Origin of the sequence: Chromohalobacter sp. HP20-39, from assembly GCF_033052815.1 — a bacterium.
In the GTDB taxonomy this organism is placed as follows: domain Bacteria; phylum Pseudomonadota; class Gammaproteobacteria; order Pseudomonadales; family Halomonadaceae; genus Chromohalobacter.
The window spans coordinates 1-1,400 of sequence record NZ_JAWHTP010000021.1; the positions used below are offsets into that span (position 1 = coordinate 1).

At 62.9% G+C, this 1,400-nt stretch carries 1 protein-coding gene and 1 pseudogene; both read right to left on the reverse strand.

Annotation, left to right across the window (positions count from 1 at the left end):
• Positions 1 to 52: 52 nt before the first annotated feature.
• Complete coding sequence (locus tag RVY79_RS16570) at positions 53 to 853, reverse strand: hypothetical protein (protein WP_048932710.1); 801 nt, start codon at positions 851 to 853, stop codon at positions 53 to 55.
• Between the two features lie 45 nt (positions 854 to 898).
• Positions 899 to 1,400: pseudogene (locus RVY79_RS16575) on the reverse strand (hypothetical protein); the annotation flags it as partial.

Consider the following 1,400-nt stretch of genomic DNA (forward strand, 5'->3'; position numbering starts at 1 on the left):
CGAGGCGGTCAGCTTGCCGGCACGGGCTTGGTGCCACTCTTCTGTGCGCTGATCAGCCATTGCTTTGCTCCTGAGCTTGAACATCGGTCGGCGCAGCCTCACCGGTCAGCGCTTTGAGGCGCGACAGTTCGTCAGGGCCGATGGCCTTGCGGTCATCCTTGGTCAACTTTCCCCATGCATCGGCAAGCGGATCGGCGCCGCCTTCCTTGGCTACGATCTCCAGGTCGGTGATGATGTTGTTGAGGCGGTCGTCTCGCTCAGCGGGCTTCGGAAGCGCCGCTTGGGCGATTTGCGAGGGTGAAGCGTTGCGCGGCGTGATGTCTCGTTCCGTGGGGATGTCCATGACTTCTTCCGCAATCGGGATGCCCTTCAGCACGTCGCTGAATTTGTCGCGCAGCGCGAACGCGCGTGCGCGCATCTTCTTCATTCGCTTCGGATACTGTGTCCACGGCCCAGACTTGTTCAGCAAGCCGGCCGTTTTGGCTTCGGCGTCCCCGAAACGCTCGACGTGCTCGTCGTGCCCACGGCGCTTCACCACGCAGACTGCCGTGCCGTTTTCGTCGTACTCGTTGACGTACTCGCAGGCCGGGGATGCCAGAACCAACGCGAGCACCGCATCACCCCAGAGCGAGGGGCGACCGTTGATCACGGCGATGTTCTGCATGGCCTGCATGGGCTTGAGTCCAAGCTCCATGCCCCACTGGATCGCAACAAGCACGTTGCCGGGCTTGCCCTGAAAGTCCTTGGGCACGATCGAGGAATCCGCCAGATGTCCGGCAAACTCCATGGCCTCCTGCAGATTGCGTGGGGAAAGGTCAAACTGCTGCGGCTGGATTGCTGCTACTTCGCTCACGATGGACTCCTAACCCTAGACTCGGCCGGGTGTAATGGGTGATGGTTAAGCTGCTTTAGGCATTTCGGCTTCGACCACTTCGGCGGCGTCGATTGCCGAGCGCAGCTGTGCAGCGCAGAACATGTCCGGGCCTTCGACCAGCGCTGCCTTGCAGGCCGCCAGAAGCAGATGAGCAGCGCCGCGCAACTGTTCGTCGGCTGCCTGTGCCGCTGCCGCGCGTTGCGCTTCTTCGCGCTTACGTTGCTCTTCGACCTCGCGCTGTTGGCGTTCCAACTGGGCGCGCTCTTCGGCAAGACGACGCGCTTCCGCTTCCTGTGCTGCGCGTTGTGCACTCAGTTCAGCTTCTTCGGCTGCCAACTTCTCGCGGGCAACGCGGTCGGCCTCGGCGCGCTCGGCGGCGAGCTGGCGCTCGTGCGCTTCACGTTCGGCGCGCAATTGCGCTTCTTGGGTTTCGCGTTCAGCCGCTAGGCGACGCTCTTCTTCTGCGCGTGCGGCAGCGGCTTGCGCTTGGCGCTCTGCTTCTTCACGACGCAGGCGATCGAGTTCT